This window comes from Nitrincola nitratireducens, from assembly GCF_000585235.1.
In the GTDB taxonomy this organism is placed as follows: domain Bacteria; phylum Pseudomonadota; class Gammaproteobacteria; order Pseudomonadales; family Balneatricaceae; genus Nitrincola; species Nitrincola alkalisediminis.
In genome coordinates this window covers 48898-64970 of record NZ_AONB01000006.1, presented here as the reverse complement: position 1 = coordinate 64970, position 16073 = coordinate 48898, and the positions used below count along the sequence as shown (strand labels likewise).

At 46.4% G+C, this 16073-nt stretch carries 12 protein-coding genes and 2 pseudogenes; 5 read left to right on the top strand and 9 right to left on the bottom strand.

Features of this window, described 5'->3' with window-relative positions; translation table 11 throughout:
* Window positions 1–25 precede the first annotated feature (25 nt).
* Window positions 26–469: an HIT domain-containing protein gene (locus D791_RS07370; RefSeq protein ID WP_036509739.1), complete on the bottom strand. Its 444-nt coding sequence runs from the start codon at window positions 467–469 to the stop codon at window positions 26–28.
* Between the two features lie 73 nt (window positions 470–542).
* Between D791_RS07370 and D791_RS22185 the strand changes: the two are divergent.
* Window positions 543–1690, top strand: a pseudogene (locus D791_RS22185) (GNAT family N-acetyltransferase).
* A gap of 10 nt (window positions 1691–1700) precedes the next feature.
* Here D791_RS22185 and gbdR read toward each other — a convergent pair.
* A complete protein-coding gene (gbdR, locus tag D791_RS07360) occupies window positions 1701–2852 on the bottom strand; it encodes a choline metabolism transcriptional regulator GbdR (RefSeq protein ID WP_036509737.1) in 1152 nt (383 codons plus the stop codon).
* Between the two features lie 530 nt (window positions 2853–3382).
* Between gbdR and betB the strand changes: the two genes are divergently transcribed.
* From betB to D791_RS07345, 3 genes are all read left to right on the top strand, one after another.
* Complete coding sequence (gene betB / locus D791_RS07355) at window positions 3383–4849, top strand: betaine-aldehyde dehydrogenase (RefSeq protein ID WP_036509734.1); 1467 nt, start codon at window positions 3383–3385, stop codon at window positions 4847–4849.
* Between the two features lie 25 nt (window positions 4850–4874).
* On the top strand, window positions 4875–6557 hold the full coding sequence (betA, locus tag D791_RS07350) for a choline dehydrogenase (RefSeq protein WP_036509732.1): 1683 nt from the start codon (window positions 4875–4877) through the stop codon (window positions 6555–6557).
* A gap of 134 nt (window positions 6558–6691) precedes the next feature.
* Window positions 6692–7840 carry a BCCT family transporter gene (locus D791_RS07345; RefSeq protein ID WP_036509730.1) on the top strand — a complete coding sequence of 383 codons (1149 nt, stop codon included), beginning with the start codon at window positions 6692–6694 and terminating at the stop codon, window positions 7838–7840.
* 58 nt (window positions 7841–7898) lie between these two features.
* Here D791_RS07345 and D791_RS07340 read toward each other — a convergent pair whose 3' ends face one another.
* Both D791_RS07340 and D791_RS07335 read right to left on the bottom strand, forming a co-directional pair.
* Window positions 7899–8279 (bottom strand): TetR family transcriptional regulator C-terminal domain-containing protein, encoded by a 381-nt coding sequence (locus D791_RS07340; RefSeq protein WP_036509728.1) that lies wholly within the window; start codon window positions 8277–8279, stop codon window positions 7899–7901.
* The gene (locus D791_RS07335; RefSeq protein WP_036509726.1) at window positions 8279–8500 is read right to left on the bottom strand and encodes a TetR/AcrR family transcriptional regulator; all 222 of its coding nucleotides are present in this window, start codon (window positions 8498–8500) and stop codon (window positions 8279–8281) included. The genes D791_RS07340 and D791_RS07335 overlap by 1 nt, the downstream gene beginning before the upstream one ends.
* 228 nt (window positions 8501–8728) lie before the next feature.
* On the opposite strand from D791_RS07335, the gene D791_RS07330 reads away from it, so the two are divergent.
* Window positions 8729–9784: a CobW family GTP-binding protein gene (locus D791_RS07330; RefSeq protein WP_051514324.1), complete on the top strand. Its 1056-nt coding sequence runs from the start codon at window positions 8729–8731 to the stop codon at window positions 9782–9784.
* A gap of 10 nt (window positions 9785–9794) precedes the next feature.
* Here D791_RS07330 and D791_RS07325 read toward each other — a convergent pair.
* The 5 genes and pseudogenes from D791_RS07325 to D791_RS07305 all read right to left on the bottom strand — a co-directional run bounded on the left by D791_RS07325 (window position 9795) and on the right by D791_RS07305 (window position 16070).
* Window positions 9795–11173: pseudogene (locus D791_RS07325) on the bottom strand (L-serine ammonia-lyase).
* 28 nt (window positions 11174–11201) lie between these two features.
* Entirely contained in the window at window positions 11202–12065 is an 864-nt protein-coding gene (purU, locus tag D791_RS07320) for a formyltetrahydrofolate deformylase (protein ID WP_036509724.1), read from the bottom strand.
* A 69-nt stretch (window positions 12066–12134) separates the two neighbouring features.
* On the bottom strand, window positions 12135–12755 hold the full coding sequence (locus tag D791_RS07315) for a sarcosine oxidase subunit gamma (RefSeq protein ID WP_036509722.1): 621 nt from the start codon (window positions 12753–12755) through the stop codon (window positions 12135–12137).
* On the bottom strand, window positions 12748–15765 hold the full coding sequence (locus D791_RS07310; RefSeq protein ID WP_036509720.1) for a sarcosine oxidase subunit alpha family protein: 3018 nt from the start codon (window positions 15763–15765) through the stop codon (window positions 12748–12750). Before D791_RS07310 ends, D791_RS07315 begins: the two co-directional genes overlap by 8 nt.
* Window positions 15762–16070 carry a sarcosine oxidase subunit delta gene (locus D791_RS07305; RefSeq protein ID WP_036509718.1) on the bottom strand — a complete coding sequence of 103 codons (309 nt, stop codon included), beginning with the start codon at window positions 16068–16070 and terminating at the stop codon, window positions 15762–15764. The genes D791_RS07310 and D791_RS07305 overlap by 4 nt, the downstream gene beginning before the upstream one ends.
* Window positions 16071–16073 lie beyond the last annotated feature (3 nt).

Here is a 16073-nt window from a genome sequence, read left to right as displayed (position 1 = left end):
GACAGCGTCCGCGCTATGATTCAATTTAGAAAGGTGCAAAACTCATTTCGCCCTCAAGCAGCGTATGAATACGCTGACGAATTGACTCAATCTCCTCATCTGAGTAAGGATTTGCATCAACCACTCCCCAGATAGGGGCTGGCCAAGCGACGTCATCTTCATACCGAACGACATGATGAACATGCAACTGATGAACAACGTTCCCTAATGCAGCTACATTCATCTTGCGAGCCGAAAAAGAGTCAGCTAAAACCTGAGACAATACAGATGATTCCTTCAGCAACTGGATCTGATCCTCTTCAGATAAATGGTAAATCTCACTTACACCAGCTCTTCTGGGCACCAAAATAAACCAAGGATAATGGCTGTCATTCATCAGCAATACGCGACATAGAGGAAAATCCCCCATAATAAAGGTATCTGCCTCAAGCCGAGGATGCAGTTCAAACTCTAACTCTAACTCGTCCATACTCACTCCCGTGATATAAAAATACACTTAATACGTATAGGATGGGGGTATCTAAAAAACAGTATAGGTGATTATGTATCAAGTCAGAAGTATTGAAGGCATTTCAGAAATAAGTGCTAAGGATTGGAATCATTTATGCGGCCAAGACTACCCTTTCCTTCGACATGAGTTCTTACATGCGCTGGAAGCATCTTCAGCTGTATCGCCTTCAACAGGCTGGACACCCTGTCATCTATTAATGAATGAGGGTCGTCAGCTTATTGCTGTCATGCCCATGTATATCAAGACACACTCTTATGGTGAATATGTGTTCGACTGGGCCTGGGCAGACGCCTGGCAACGCTACGGTTTACCCTACTATCCCAAATTACTGACAGCCATCCCCTTCACGCCCGCCACGGGTCCACGTATCGGCACACATCACCCACTCAATAAAATAGTACCCTTATTTATTGAAGCCATCCAAGCACTAGGTGAATCATTTAACACCAGCGGATGGCACGGTTTATTTACCGAGCCTGAGTTGACGCAAATAGGTAAAGACCAAGGGCTTTTCACTCGACTCGGCACCCAATACCACTGGTTCAACCGCCAATACTCTGACTTTGAACACTATTTAGCGCACATGACGTCCCGAAAGCGAAAGAGCATCCGCAAGGAACGCGATAAAATTAGCAAACTCAATCTAAGGATTCGTTGTTTAGAAGGACATGAAATTGACAGCACGGCTTTAAATCATTTTTATCAATTTTACCAAATCACGCATTTGAAACGCGGGCGCAAAGGCTATTTAAACCGCGCGTTTTTGAACAAATCGTCCAAAAACTACCCGAACAGCTTATGCTGTGCAGTGTCGAAAGAAGCACGGAAGTCATCGCAAGCGCCCTCTTTTTTAAAAGCTCGACGACCTTATTTGGACGCTACTGGGGCGCTACAGAAGAGATCGATGGCCTGCACTTCGAGACCTGCTATTATCAAGGAATCGAGTACGCAATACGACATGGGCTGCAGCGCTTCGATCCTGGGGCTCAAGGAGAGCACAAAATTGCACGCGGCTTTGAGCCCGTTGACACTTGGTCATTGCACTGGCTGGCGGAGACAGGGTTTCAGCCAGCGCTGACACAATTTTTAGAAGAGGAACATCAGCACATCCGAGCGCAACAGGATGACCTAAGAACCTATCTACCCTTCCATAAAAACACTCATTCACAAGAGGACTAAGCCTCCTTGTTTAATGAAGCGCTATACTGGCAAAGGTGGGCTCGTCTCGTGCCTGCGCCAACGCCTTGATCGCCGAAGACACTCGATCCTTAATTCCCTCATTTGGCATAGACGGTAATGTCAGCGTCATCTTAGGAGCAAGCGAGACCTCTTCTGATACTGCCGCTTTTGAATGCATGCCTTGGCGCTCTTCACGTGGTGGAATACCGAAATACTCTCGATAACATTTAGAAAAATGAGGCGTTGAAGCAAATCCGCATGCAGACGCAACCTCAATAATAGACAAACCACTTTGCTTAAGCAGTTGCCGAGCACGGATTAATCGCAGCTTTAAATAGTAACGTGATGGTGAGCAATCCAAATATTTTTGAAACAAACGCTCAAGCTGTCGCCGAGACAAATCGACATAACTGGCCAACTCATCAAGCGTTAACAACTCTTCAAGATTAGACTCCATCAACGCCACAATCTCTAAGAGTTTAGGCTGATTTGAACCCAACACATGCTTTAAAGGGACACGCTGCTGATCTTGTTCTCCCCTGACGCGATCATAAATAAACATATCCGAAATACCTGCAGACAGGTCCTTACCATGATCACGCGCAATTAACGTCAGCATCATATCCAACGGCGCGGTTCCACCTGACGAAGTTAAACGATCACGGTCGATACTAAACAAACGCGAACTTAACTCTACACGCGGATAAGCTTCATGCATTGAAGCGATACACTCCCAGTGTATACTTGCCTCATAATGATCCAATAAACCCGCCATCGCCAATACCCAACTCCCCGTGCAAATGGCGCCAAGCTGACGGTGCTGACGAGCTTGCAATTGCAACCACTGTAAATGCTCTTTACTGGCACTGCGCTGAGGGGCAATACCACCACAGACAATAACCATGTCCAGCGGCAGGGCTTCATGCGTAGATGCATCCGGCGTAACACTCAAGCCATCACTTGCCTGCACAACCCTTCCACCCAAGCTTAGGGTATACCATTGATACAGCTCTTTCCCCGAAAGCTGATTTGCCATGCGCAACGGCTCAATGGCCGATGCCAATGAAATCAAAGTGAAATTATCCAGTAATAAAAAACCTATATGCTTAACACTGGTATTTGTGCTGGGTCGAGCACGAGAATAAGAAAGATCTGATGACATTGACAAAACTCCGAGTTTTTTGTGTCGCTAAAAAATCTTAAGCAAGACTAATGCCAAAAAAAGCATAACTTGCACTTTCGATCTGTCAGCGACGTTTTTATTGTTATTATGGTTTGTGAGAAAAGATTGATAGCTCACTGAACCTCGATGTCGTTTTTGGGCACGTTCTGGGTCAACAGTAACTGAATTTGATACGTTTAGCATGTAGTTTTTGTTGCATGCACGGAAATGAGTATTGCTATACAGCATCAATTGCCTGTGTTTTTTTTATCTATTTCAAACACGACCTATAACATCCCATCTGCGCCACCCGCATGACCTCTATGCGGTTGATATTCGTCTAAAAATGAAAAGATTCTTTGAATTATCAACAACTAATAATAAACCACAAAACTTGATGATCATCAAGATTCCTATTTGACAATACAAAATTATTTTTATAGATTCAAAACAAGAATGACGCAGATCAATGATTTTTTGCTTGATCTATACTTTACGATTTCGACTTACTCAATGCAGGATTAATGAACATGACACGCTTTCCCGAGCACGCACTTTACATTCACGGTGAATATTACCAAGCGACGTCAAACAAAACCTTTACGACACATAATCCTGCAACAGGGGAAGTATTGGCCAGCATTCAGGAGGCCAGCTTAGAAGACATAGATGTAGCCGTTAAAAGCGCGCGTGCCGGCTTTAAGATATGGTCAAAAATGACCGGAACTGAGCGTAGCCGCATTCTAATGCGCGCCGTTGACCTATTGCGTGAGCGCAACGATGAACTAGCGCAGCTTGAAGTTTTGGATACTGGCAAACCTTGGCAAGAAGCCTCGGTTGTTGATATCGCCTCCGGTGCTGATTGCATTGAGTACTTTGCAGGTTTAGCACCCACTCTTCGTGGCTATCATGTCGATCTAAACCACGCCTTTGGCTACACTCGCCGCGAGCCCTTAGGCGTTTGTGCAGGGATTGGTGCATGGAACTACCCTATCCAGATTGCTTGCTGGAAAGCCGCCATGGCGCTTGCCTGTGGCAACAGCTTAATTTATAAGCCCGCCACTCTGACTCCACTCACCGCATATAAACTGGCCGAAATCTTTACAGAAGCGGGTCTACCAGCAGGTGTTTTCAATGTTATTTCAGGTGGGGCTGACGTCGGAAATGCGCTTTCACTTCACCCAGGTATCGACAAAATCTCCTTAACTGGCTCCACGGCTACAGGCAAAAAGGTAATGGCCGCCGCCGCTACGACACTTAAGCAAGTGAGTATGGAACTTGGAGGCAAATCGCCATTAATTATCTTTGATGATGCAAATCTAGACAATGCCGTCTCTGCCGCCATGCTGGCTAACTTTTACACTCAGGGTGAAATTTGCACCAATGGCACCCGCGTGTTCGTCCACAAAGATATTAAAGATGCGTTCATCGAACGCCTTGTAAATCGCACAAAGCAATTAATTATTGGCGACCCTATGAACCCAACAACCCAAGTTGGAGCGCTCATTTCACAGGATCACATGGAAAAAGTGCTCGGTTACATACAATCGGCTGTGGATGAAGGTGCAACGCTTGTCTGTGGCGGACAAGCCGCTCAGGTCGAAGGCCTTCCTCAGGGGTATTTTGTAGAACCCACCGTCTTTGCTGACTGTCGTGATGATATGACGATTTGTCAGGATGAGATTTTTGGGCCTGTTATGTCGATTCTTGAATTTAACGATGAAGCCGACGTAATCGAACGTGCAAACAAAACAGATTACGGACTTGCAGCGGGTATTTTTACACAAAACCTCGCACGTGCTCACCGCGTCATTGCCGAAATTGATGCCGGAACCTGCTGGATCAACAATTACAACATCACCCCGATTGAGCTGCCTATTGGAGGTTTCAAACTGTCGGGTATCGGTCATGAAAATGGACCAGAAGCCATCCATCACTATACACGTTTAAAAAGCGTTTATGTGGAACTTGGCGACGTAGACAGTCCTTACGCGTAATTCTTTTAGCAGGCGAGTTCAGGTCATGAATAAAACATACGATTACATAATAGTAGGTGCGGGGTCAGCAGGTTGTGTGCTGGCGATGCGCCTAACCGAGTCCGGTGAGCACAGCGTTTTACTGATTGAAGCAGGCGGTAGTGATAAGAGCCTCTTTATTCAGATGCCCACCGCACTCTCCTATCCCATGAATAACCCAAAGTACAACTGGGAATTCGAGAGCGTTAGTGAGCCTGGACTAAATGGACGTAAGTTGCACTGCCCACGTGGAAAAGTGCTTGGCGGCAGCTCTTCAATTAATGGAATGGTCTATGTACGCGGTCATGCCTGCGACTTTGACGAGTGGGAAAGCCTAGGCGCTAAACACTGGAACTATCAAAACTGTTTGCCCTATTTTCAGAAAGCCGAGCAATGGATTGAAGGAAAAGACGGGTATCGAGGTGGATCTGGTCCACTAAACACCTGTGCGGGCAATGACATGAAGCTCAACCCCCTCTACGAAACCTTTATTAAAGCAGGCGAAGAGGCAGGATATCCAACCACCGAAGATTATAATGGATATCGCCAAGAAGGCTTTGGAAAAATGCATATGACGGTTAAGAATGGCGTTCGCTGGTCAACGGCCAATGCATATCTTAAACCCATTTTGCATCGCCCAAACCTCACCTTAGTGACGCATGCATTAACGCACCGCGTCATCCTCAAGGATAAACAGGCACAAGGGGTTGAATACCAAATCGGCAATACGCTTTACCAAGCGATGGCCAACAAAGAAGTCATTCTTAGCGCAGGCTCAATCGGCTCTCCAACACTCCTGCAACTTTCTGGTATCGGCCCTGCTCCTGTTCTTCAAGCAGCTGGCGTTCCTCTGGTTCATGAGCTGCCGGGCGTAGGTGAAAACCTTCAAGATCATCTTGAAGTATACTTTCAATACAAATGCTTAAAGCCAATTACCCTGAACAGTAAGCTCGACCTTCTGAGCAAAGGATTAATCGGTGTGGAATGGATCACCCAGAAAAAAGGGCTCGGAGCAACAAACCATTTTGAGTCTTGCGGCTTTATTCGATCCAGAGCCAATTTAAAATGGCCAGACATTCAATATCATTTTTTACCCGCAGCCATGCGTTATGACGGCCAAGCCGCGTTTTCAGGTCACGGTTTTCAAATGCATGTTGGGCCGAATAAACCAAAAAGCCGTGGATTTGTTCGAATTCTATCCAGCGATCCCCGTCAAAAGCCATTGATTCAGTTTAATTACTTACAAGACGAGCGTGATCGATTGGATTGGCGCAATACAATACACCTCACACGTGAAATTATTCGTCAGCCTGCCATGGATGAATTTAGAGGTGATGAAATACAACCTGGCCAATCCGTGCAAACGGATGCAGAGATCGACACCTGGGTAAGCAATAATGTCGAGAGCGCATACCACCCCTCTTGCACCTGCAAGATTGGTCAGGATGACGACCCGCTTGCTGTGCTCAACGAGTTTTGCCAAGTGCGCGGCATTCAGGGATTACGTGTCGTAGACTCATCTGTTTTTCCGAGCATTACCAATGGCAATCTTAACGCTCCCACGATCATGGTAGCCGAGCGTGCCGCCGATATGATTTTAAATAAGCCATTGTTACCTGCTGCAAATGCATCCACTTGGATCGATCCAAACTGGCAAACACAGCAACGTTTAAACCAACCAAAGCGATAGTGATATCGCTTTGGCATAACAACTAGCACAACCTTAAGTCCCCTATTTTTTGTACGAGGAAAAACCACTCCCGCTAAACAGTTGCATATAGTGTAACTAAAGGCTAAATAAATAGAAAATAAAAGGAGAAAATCATGCAAATGATTTTATCAGCCGCATTTATTGCGGTCTTAGCAACGGCTATATTTATCGTTATACGATGGGGATCTGTTAAATGCAAAGGCCCCATTCCTGTTTCACTCTTTACGTTTATCGCAATTTTGTTTACCTCCGGTCTCGATGTGGGACTCATTATGTTTCCGCTCACCGAATTTCCGGTCTATGCTGAAGATAGCGCCTACAGCTTTACAAATCCTTTAGCGATTGAATTCGGTTTTTGGGGATTTTTAGTTTGGGGACTTTATTTCTTAACTACTTTTTATTTCAGCGTCATAGAGCCCAAATTAAAACTCTTTGAAATACCTATTATCAAAGTAATTAATAACTTTGTTATTATCACCACTTGTGCATTTACTGGTTTTTTATTTTTAACCTATCTACCTGATTACATCGAAGGCATTAATGATTTTACTCGGTATTTATTAGTCGCCGGTGTTGTTCTAGCTGCGGTTATTTCCAGCACAGATATTCGATACGTTAAAATACTTAGTATCAGCTCCACTTGGCTATTTTTTGCTTTGATCGCAGCTATCGGACTCTCATCCGGCATGGGGTTAAGCGATTTCCTTTCAACCACAAGTGAACTTGGCGGGTACTTTAGCAACTTGCACCGTTTTGTCACCCCCATTACAGACTACCATGAGTTCTATTTATTCTGGTGGTTTGCCTGGAGCATCATGATTGGTCAATTCGTTGCTCGTTTTGTCGGAGGGCTAAAAGCTTGGCACCTACTAATCGCCTTATTGGTATTCCCTTCCATTCCTCTAGCGATTTGGTTTAGTGTTTTATATTTCCACTTTATCAATGATCAGGTCGTGCTCGGGTCTCTTCGAATGGCAATGGTCATAGTGGGTATCATTTTCGTGGTAAACTCATTGGACTCACTGATCAGACTCTACACCGAAAACTTAGGCCTAACGGTTGATCGTCTTGGGAAGAGCGCTTACATATTCGGAAACTGGACACTGATGTATGGGATTATTCTGCTTTACCAGTTCACACCCTTTGAAATCCAATGGGTCGGGCTAGTGGTTATCGCACTGTATGTTGGCATTTATTGCCTATTGCTTAACCAAAGGCAAAATGTAAAAACACAAATTCACTATGTTAAACACAACCACTGAAGCGCCAATCTAATGCAATAAACTGTAGAAAGGGAGGAAAGAACCTCCCTTTCTACATTTAGTTTTGTGGCTGTTCAACCAAGGGCGATTGTGCCAACATAGCGTTAATATACAAATCACACAGATGAATCGCAACCTCGCTCGTAATCTCTCGATCCTCCATGGCTTTTTGCAACCAAAACCCATCCATCATCACGGCTAATCCTTGGCTAGCCACGAGCGCACTTTCTTTAGGCATAAGTGCTTTAAGGTTGTATAGCAAATTACTTTGTAAGCGGCTATAGATTAGCTTTTGTAACCTCAAAAAAGGTTCACTTGGTGATGTCTGACCGTATAGCATCAACCAGGCTTTTGCATTTTCTCGTGTAAAAATAGAAGGATCAAAATTCCCTTTCAACACCGCCGTCAACTTTGTCCTAGGTGTTTTTGCTTCCCTCATCAGCCCGTGACCTTATCACCAATGAGTCGATTGGCATATTTAACCACAGCATGAATCAATTCCATTTTATTTTTAAAATGGTAATTGACGATGCCATGCGACATACCTGCTTTTTCACCTACGCGCGCAACAGTCGTACCTTCAAGCCCATGTTCCAACATGACATAATAGGCGGCTTTAGTAAGATCGGCGCGACGAATTTGTCCAATAGAGGTTTTCACGTTATGTTCCTTGACTTGAGACACAGCTCATATTCAAATTGACACAGATTGTACTTTGGCCTCGCGACACAACTGCCTCTCAACAAGGTGCTCAGCCCCACAGACTAAACACGTGCCCTAGCCACAAATATCGGCCAAACAGACTACTCAATTTTGTCGGTTATGTATATGAGTCCATCGATGTAAATCGTGTATTATTCTTTTCTTTGAAACTAAACGAGATATCCTATGCAAAATCGGATTCCCACTAACCTAATCACAGGTTTCTTAGGTTCGGGTAAAACAACGGCCATTAAACATTTAATTGGTTTAAAACCCTCCCATGAAAAATGGGTTGTAATCGTAAATGAGTTTGGTCAAGTCGGTGTGGATGAAATGGCTTATGAAAGCCAAGGCGACATTACACTTGCTCCCTTGTCAGGCGGCTGTGTCTGTTGTCAGCTCAGTGGGGAGCTTCACAAAAGTTTGTCGCAACTGCTAGAGGCTGACCACTTTGACCGACTGCTCATTGAACCAACGGGCATGGGACATCCTGCAGGCATACTGGATACGCTACGCAAACCTCACTTTAGTGAACGTTTGGATCTAAGAGCCACACTTTGCATCTTAGATCCTCGGCAATTAGACGATCCCATGCTTGGCTTTAATGAAACTTTTCGGGATCAAATCAACCTAGCGGATATCCTTGTTGGCAACAAGTCCGACTTGCTCGACGTTGATCAAATCGAACGTTTCAAATCCTTTGCCACCTCTCTATTTCCACCAAAATTAAGTACACATATCACTCAGTTTGGTCAGTTGAAAATTGAATGGCTTGATGCCATCCAAGAAGGCATTGTCAGCGCGACCGCAGCTCACTCAAGTCACGCTCACAAGCATGACCACGAACATAATCATAAACACCATCCGCATGATCATAAGCACAACCATGAACATGCCGCCTCACCTCAACCGTGTGCACCTATTCGAAAAACCAGTTCTGGGTTAGGAAAGCACAGTTGTGGATGGATTTTTCATCCAGACGATATTTTTCCGTTTGATGAGCTTGAAGCCTTGATCCAATCAATCCAGGGCGTTGATCGGCTAAAAGGCGCCTTTCGTTTAGGCGCACCTTGGGTGTTTTTTAATCGGGTCGGTGATGAAATTCATTACGATGCGATCGCCTATCGACGCGACTCCAGAATGGAAATCATTTCGTCAGAACCACTTGATTGGGATGCGATAGAAACAGAGCTCGTTGCCTTAACTCAAATCGGCCTCAACTCTCCTTATCGAGGCCTCTAATAAGACGGTACTAACACTCGATTGCGTTTACAGCGAGGCCTCCTTTAGAGGTCTCTTTGTATTTATCTTGCATATCACGCCCAGTGTCCCGCATTGTGCGAATGACTTTATCTAAAGAAATAAAATGCTCGCCATCCCCTCTGAGTGCCATTTGTGCGGCATTGATGGCTTTCACTGATGCGATGGCATTGCGCTCAATGCATGGCACCTGCACAAGGCCACCAACCGGATCACAGGTTAATCCTAGATTATGCTCCAAACCAATTTCAGCCGCATTCTCAACCTGTTCTGGCGTTCCGCCTAAGACTTCACACAGACCAGCGGCCGCCATCGCACAGGCCGATCCAACTTCACCTTGCATCCAACCTCTGCCCCCGAAATCGATGCATTTTTCTTGCACAATATCCCTACGGCGCCTGCCGCCAATAGAAAATCTACAACCTGCTTTTCACTCGCGGTAGGCTCAAACTTCATGTAATAACAAAGAACGGCCGGAATAATCCCCGCAGCGCCATTCGTCGGTGCGGTTACCATACGCCCACCCGCCGCATTTTCTTCATTGACGGCCAACGCGTACACATTGACCCAATCCATCACTGAAAAATTTGTCGCAATCACATTTTTGTTCTGCTGAACGGATTTTAAGCGATCATGAAACGCAGATGCCCGACGTTTAACATTTAAACCACCGGGTAACATGCCTTGATGCTTTAACCCATTTTCAACACACTCCAACATCACCTGCCAAATTTTATTTAAGCCAGCGCGGATATCGGCTTCGGAACGCCACACCTTTTCATTTTCCAGCATCAGCTCACTGATACTCATTTGGTGCGTCTTACACAACTCCAACAGTTCAACCGCTGTGTCAAACTCGTAAGGCAAACGCGATGAATGGAGAACAAGTTTATCCTTAGACGCTTCAGCTTCTGTGACCACAAAACCGCCACCAATTGAATAATATGTATTCTCATACAGCTCAACCTGATCGGCATAGGCACGAATGCGCATCGCATTCGGATGGTGCGGAAGCGACTCATCAAGAAACACCATATCGCGCGTCTCTACAAACACGATATCCTGTATCCGGTTAAGCGTTAGTGTTTGTGTAGACCGCAATGTCTCAATCGACGAATCGATCACGCTTGGATCAATACTGTCGGGGCGCTCTCCCATCAACCCCATTAAAATTGCACGATCAGTGGCATGGCCTTTACCCGTTGCGGACAAAGAGCCATACAATAACACTTCAATACGTGTGACCTGCGTCAACACATCCATTTTTACTAATTCATTGACGAAATCATTCGCCGCACACATTGGACCGACCGTATGTGAACTGGAAGGCCCCACCCCTATTTTAAAAAGGTCAAAAACGCTGATTGACATCGCGCTTCCTCAAAGACTTATTGTTTTGTTAATTGGCAAAAACGACCGTCTTGCTGCCCTGCATAAACACTCGACGCTCGATGTGATAGCTTACCGCACGTGCCAGTGTTAAACACTCTATATCCCGACCTTTTGCCACTAAATCTTCTGGATAATGGCTATGATCTACCGATTCTACCCCCTGAGCAATAATCGGTCCCTCATCCAAATCGTTGTTAATATAGTGCGCTGTCGCTCCCACAAGCTTGACACCTTTATCATAGGCTTGATGATAAGGTTTTGCGCCTTTGAAGCCAGGCAACAAGGAGTGATGTATGTTGATTGCACGCCCCGATAACTTGCTGCACATATCGGCAGACAACACCTGCATATAGCGCGCTAAAATAACCAACTCAGCGCCCGTTTGTTGGATAATGCTCCATACTTCAGCTTCCTGTTCCGCTTTTGTTGTCGGCGTGATAGGTAGGTGATAGTAAGGAAGCTTATGCCAAGCGGCCAGAGGCTCCAGGTCCGGATGATTGGAGACAATGGCTTTAATATCGATGGGTAACTGGCCGATACGGTAACGATATAGCAGGTCATTTAAACAATGATCAGACTTAGACACCATAATAACGACAGGCATACGCGTTCCCGGTGCCGTTAACTCAAACGCCATGTCAAAGGGTTGAGCGCGATCGTCAAAACGACTGATAAACGAGGCGGAATCAAACGCCCCTTCGGGCCGAAACTCGACACGAATCACGAAGCCCTGACCTTCTCTATCATCAAAGGAGTTAAGCTCAGTAATGTAACAGTTTTCCTCTCTCAAGAATCGTGTCACAACATCCACTGTGCCGATTTTACTAGGACACTGTGCAGCCAAGATCCAATTGTCGTGATGTGTTGTCATCGTCATAGCTCCTTGAGCAATACGGGTCAGGGATGGAAGAAAAATCCCTCCATCCTCTGTCACAAAATATTAGACCGTAAAGGTCAGATCAAATTCACGACCAGCATCCGCGATCCACCGATAGCAGTAATCCGAAAAACTACGCCGTATCACCAACTCCCATTCCTGCTCATTGGGCCGTCGAATAATCGCCGTTGCCTTAGCAAAGGTAGTCGAAACACCCTTGCCAACGGGGAAGTTGCGTTCATGCACATCGTAGACACAGGATTTACTCAATAAGTCAAAGACCTTGCTTCCTGTTAAACGCAACAGGGTTTGCCCACCGCCTACATTCACAATCGAGAAATGACCTGAAATTTGCTGACGTAAATTTTGCTCGACGTCGTACTCTTGTCCTGCAGGAAGGATTAACAACCACTCATCAGGCGATAACCACTGCACGCTGGCACCGGTTGTTTCATTCAACGCCAGTGTCAGCGGTTGCAACGGCAGCTCAACACCAATAACGGACTGTACCGCCGCTTTCAATGACTCGTTGTCAGCCTGACCGCGCAGAATCAAGTGCCCTAAAAATGCGTGCTCAGTGACAACCAGCGAACTACCACCTTTGATAGACGCTAGATGCGCCAAGGGTGATTCCGCTCTCACCTCTGATCCAGGACATTGGTTAAATACAGCAACCTTAGACATTTTGACGTACCCCTTTAGGATCCAAGAAGATTGGACTGACCACCTCAGCTTCGATGACTGTGCCATCGGCCATTGGCATATACACTTTTTCACCCATGCGTTTAGAGCCGCCCATTAAGAGTGCTAAGGCAAATCCATGACCGAGCGTTGGACTGAAATAACTCGAGGTTACATGTCCTACCATTTTCATTGGAATGCTTTGCTTAGGATCCAGTACGATTTGAGCACCCTCTTGCAAAACGACCTTAGGATCGACAGGTCTCAGACCCACCAGTTGTTTACGATCTTCACGACGTGTATCTGGGCGCGATAATGCACGTTGCCCTATCCATGAAAAGGGCTTGTCATAACCAACGCACCACTGCATACCAAGATCCTCTGGTGTCACTGAACCATCGGTGTCTTGCCCAACAATGATAAAGCCCTTTTCCGCTCGAAGAACGTGCATCGTTTCGGTGCCATAAGGCGTTAAACCGTATTTGTGCTCGTGAGCAAACAAGGCCTTCCAAACATGCATGGCATAGTTGGCTTGCACGTTAATCTCATACGTCAGCTCACCCGTGAACGAAATCCGATAGACACGTGCAGGCACACCCGCTACCTGACCTTGACGACATTCCATGAACTTAAAGGTGTCTTTTGACAGATCGATATCTGTTATTTCAGATAGAAGGTCTCGCGCTTTTGGTCCAGACAAGGTCATGGTGGCCCAATGATCCGTCACTGACGTAAAATACACCTCAAGCTCAGGCCATTCTGTTTGATGCCAGAGTTCCAGCCATTCAAGAATGGCAGCGGCTCCTCCGGTTGTTGTGGTCATCAAGAAATGATTGTCACCTAAACAGGTCGTGACACCATCATCCATCACCATACCGTCATCTTTACACATCAACCCATAACGGCATTTATCAACGCCCAATTGTGCCCATTTATTGGTGTAAACCCGGCCAATAAACTCACGTGCGTCCTTACCCTGAATATCAATTTTGCCCAACGTCGACGCATCGAGAATACCGACTTTTTCACGCACGGCACGACACTCACGTTGCACGGCATCGTGCATCGTTTCATTACCCACAGGGAAGTACCAAGGACGCTTCCACTGCCCGACATCTTCAAACTTAGCACCACGTTGTAAATGCCAAGCATGAAGTGCGGTGTAACGCTCTGGATCAAACAAATCACGGCAATGACGACCCGCAATCGCACCAAAGGTAATGCCCGTGTAGTTAGGACGGAAGACGGTTGTACCCGTTTCAGGGATCGTCTGATTCAAAAGACGAGCGGCAATGGCCATACCGTTAATATTACCCAGTTTTCCTTGATCCGTTCCAAAACCAAGGGCTGTGTAACGCTTAACATGTTCAATTGACTCAAAGCCTTCACGTGTCGCCAGCTCGATACCCGCGGCTGTCACGTCATTTTGCAAATCGACAAACTGTTTAGGCGCACGCATCGTCGGTTTTTCATGTGGCACCTGGAACAAAGCTATAGGCTTCGACTCCAACTGCTTAGTGACGCTGGGCAATTCCACACCTGCCACATTAAAGCCACTGGCCAACGCCGCATTTGTGCCTGCCTCAGCCGCATCGGCCAAGATCCGATCCAACGCATAGACGCCATTTACAGCACCTACAGAGGTTAAACCTTTCACTTTCCCAGGTACAAAACCAATAATGTCATCACGCCAAATCGGACGTGTCCCAGTATGCGCAGACAAATGCACCACTGGACTAAAGCCACCCGAACTTGCAATCGTGTCACAGGCTAAATCATCTTTAACACCCGTGAGGGTAAAGGTTGCAGGATCAACACCCGACACCCGAGCACCCGTGACCCGCTTAGAGCCTTTCGCCTCAAACACAGCGCTTCCTGTGATAATGCGAATGCCCTTTTTACGTGCCTCTTTGACACAATCGCCTTCAGGACTGGGTCTAGCGTCAACAATCGCAACCACTTCACGACCTGCTTCAGCCCAGTCCAAGGCCGCGCGATAGCCATCATCATTCGTTGTCGTAACCACTAAGCGTTGACCCGGAACAACCGCATAACGGCGAATATAGGTCGAAACAGCACCGCACAGCATATTGCCCGGAACATCATTGTTCGCATACACCAAGGGTCTTTCGTGAGCACCGCTGGCTAAAATGACCTGGTGTGCTCTGACATGATGCATACGCGAACGGACTTGATTCGCATCAGGAGCTGTGTCTGCCAGATGTTCGGTACGGCGTTCATGTAAGGTTGCAAAGTTATGGTCATGCAAACCATTGGCCGTGGTGCGCGGTAAAAGCAACACTTCAGGCATTGTGGCTAGTTCAGCCAACACCTGTGACACCCAAAGACTTGCGTCTTTACCATTGAGCTGATCGCGCGTATCTAAAAGATGCCCGCCCATCTGCTCTTGTTCGTCACAGAGTATCACGCGCGCACCGGAGCGACCTGCTGCCAAAGCCGCTGTCAAGCCCGCAGGTCCAGCACCGATGACCAGCACATCACAATGACGATGGTAATGATCGTACTGATCAGGATCTTTTTCTTTGGGTGAACGCCCTAAACCAGCAGCCTTACGAATGAACTTTTCATAGGTCATCCACATAGATGCGGGTGCCATAAAGGTTTTGTAGTAAAAACCAGGCCCCATCATCGGCCCACCCAGCTTACCAATCAGCCCCATGGCATCGTTTTCAACGTTTGGCCAACCATTGGTACTGCGCGCAGTTAAGCCCGAATAAAGTGCTTGTTGAGTCGCTCGAATATTCGGAACTTGTGCCGCTTCAGTGGCACCCAACTGCATAATCGCATTGGGTTCTTCAGCACCCGCTGCAACGATGCCTCTGGGACGAGAATACTTAAAACTGCGATTAACAATACCTACGCCGTTTGCCAAGAGTGCCGACGCAAGCGTATCCCCTTTGTACCCTGTGTACTGATTGCCATTAAAGGTGAAGGTCAGTGTTTGAGTGCGATCAATATAACCACCCGACCCAAGACGATTTACTTGGCTCATGAGCGACCTCCTTTAGCGAGACTTTCAGCCGTTACCTTGGGTTTCTCGCCCATCTTATAGGTTTCTAAAATTTCATAACTGACCGTATGGCGGGTAACATTAAAAAACTTGCGGCAACCCGTTGCATGCACCCATAGCTCATGATGAATCCCACGCGGATTATCACGGAAGAATAAATAATCTGCCCACTCCTCATCGCTGCATTGCTCTGGTGACAGAGGTCTAGCGATATGGGCTTGGCCTTTAGGTCTAAACTCAGCTTCTTCACGATGTTCCCCACAGTAGGGACAGAAAATATGTAACATGTT